This window comes from Marinobacter sp. C1S70 (genome assembly GCF_000475355.1).
GTDB lineage: Bacteria > Pseudomonadota > Gammaproteobacteria > Pseudomonadales > Oleiphilaceae > Marinobacter > Marinobacter nauticus.
The window spans coordinates 1-1,840 of sequence record NZ_AXBW01000020.1; the positions used below are offsets into that span (position 1 = coordinate 1).

Here is a 1,840-nt window from a genome sequence, read left to right on the forward strand (position 1 = left end):
TAACGAGGCTGTAGAAAAACCCGATTCCGAGTCATTCCAAAGGCCTGGTTCCTGTAATTTTTATCACGGCCATCAACTGGCCGATTCCCGTGATTTCGATGTTCGGCCATCCGCTTCGGCCTTTTGGGGCTCCTGGATCCGGTATTGCTGGTGTCCAGCAGATGCTCGTCCGGGACTTCCACTCTCGGCATTACGCCACCATCCGCCCGTAATTCGCCAGCTTCTCAATATTGTGCACCAGGCAGTATAGCTGCCACTGGCCCTGCACCTTCTTTTTGCCCCGCAAACTGAAGCGATTCAGGCCCTTATTCGTGCCAATGTTGCCGAACACTGGCTCCACCACCGACATGCGGTGGCTGTAGATCTCTTTGCCCTTTGGGCTGTCCACCCGGTGTTTCATCCAGTCGGTGTAGTTGGGCAGGCGCTTGTTCTCTATGGTGAACGAGACCTGCCTTCCTGAACCTTTGCGATGATTGGCGGACGCCGGATTCTGCATGCACTGGCGCTTCTTCGTGCAGTGCCGGCATTGCAGCAAACGACCTTCGAAATGCATCCGGATTTTGCCATTCTCGGCTTTGCGTTTGCCTTGGTAGCTAATGGCATTGCCTGCCGGGCAGATGCACGTCAGATTCACCGGATCGAACTGGAATTCACTGGCTGGGATGATGTCTTTCCGGCCCGTGGTTGGCTGGTTCTGATGGCGTTTGCCGTACTTCTCTTTCTGATTCTGGAATTTCGGATCACGACTGCGGAACCGGTTGTCCGGCACGTAGCCATTAATCTGGCGCTCGTGCAGGTACTTCATGTTGGCTTCGTTGGCGAAGCCCGTGTCAGCGGTAACGATTGTGCCTTTCTGGTAGATGTTGTCTGCAATACCCAGCTTCTTGAAACGGACTTCCACGCGCTCCAACACCGGTTGCAGGGTGTGGTGTTCCTGGCCTTCACCAAAGGCCTGGGCATCAATAATGACTTGGTGTTTCCTGTCCACCGTGGCGACCCCGTTATAACCCTGGATCGTGCCCTTGCTGGTGGTCATCTTGGCGCTTTCGTTATCGGTGATGTTGCTCTTCACTTCCTTGTTCCGTTTTCCCCGGCCCATCCTTGGGCGGTTCGTCTTTAGGAAACGGTCCACTTTCTTCGCCGCCTCATCCAACGACAGGATGGTTTTCGCTCGTCGGATATCCCGGTCCAGTTCGGCTTCGGTCTCTGCTTCGTCCCGCTCGTAATGGGCCTTGAGGTGATGGCGAACCAGGCGTCGCAGCTTGGTACGTTTCTCTTCCAGCTCTTTGAATGTGCCGGACCATTCCTTGGCCGCGTTCGAGGGCATCTTGCAGCCGTCGATGGCAAAGAGTTCGTTGCCCAGCAGGCCTTGTTCATGACAGACCAGCAGCACCTGCTCGAACAGTTCTTCGATCTCACCCGAGTGGCTGCTGACAAACCTGGCCAAGGTGGTGAAGTGCGGAGCCGTGTCGCAGGACAGGGCCTTGAAAATGATGTTGGTCTCGCAGCACCACTGCATCTCGCGGCTGGAGGTGATGCCCTTGGAGTAGGCGAACAGGATGATCTTCAGGAGGATGGCCGGATCGTAGGCCAGCCGGCCGGTGTCTTCGTTGCGATACTTGGGGTGGAACACCGACAGGTCCAGCTTGTGCTCGATCAGGTAGTGCACCGCATGTTCAAAGGTGCCGGGCTGAAGCTGCTCCTGGTAGTTGATGACAACCATGGCATCCTGGTCGTAGTTGTAATGCTTGAAGCGGGGCATCTGACCACTCCTTGTCCGTTTGCCTGATGCTATCAAAACCGAGGGGGATTTCGGGGTTTTTCTACAGCCTCAACGCCA

Annotated in this window: 1 protein-coding gene; it reads right to left on the bottom strand. The window is 55.8% G+C overall.

Features of this window, described 5'->3' with window-relative positions:
* Positions 1-190: 190 nt before the first annotated feature.
* Entirely contained in the window at positions 191-1,762 is a 1,572-nt protein-coding gene (locus tag Q669_RS06985) for an IS1182 family transposase (protein ID WP_022991741.1), read from the bottom strand.
* Positions 1,763-1,840 lie beyond the last annotated feature (78 nt).